The 228-nt window shown below is 47.8% G+C and carries 1 pseudogene; it reads left to right on the top strand.

The annotated features are described in order from the left end of the window. Positions 1 to 228, top strand: a pseudogene (locus KVT11_RS20915) (phage major capsid protein); the annotation flags it as partial.

Genomic DNA, 228 nt, shown 5'->3' with positions numbered 1-228 from the left:
TATCGTTGACGTAGCGGGCGCACCACTTACTCGCCTAGTATTCAACCTAGGTTACAAAGCTGTCCCAACCAGATATGTGCGTATTCCACAAGAGTTCCGTTTTTACACATCGCCAGGACAAGTAGTCGAGTGGAAAGACAAAGTAGCTGATCGTCATACGAATCTTTGGGATGCATCTGTACAAGGTGGGCTGTCTTCTGCATTCTGTGTGCCGGTCAAAGGTATAGC

Origin of the sequence: Bacillus sp. GbtcB10 (genome assembly GCF_019091365.1) — a bacterium.
Taxonomy (GTDB): Bacteria; Bacillota; Bacilli; order Bacillales; family Bacillaceae; genus Bacillus; species Bacillus altitudinis.
Note: the sequence above shows the minus strand (reverse complement) of the source record. Positions and strands in the feature narration are given on the sequence as shown.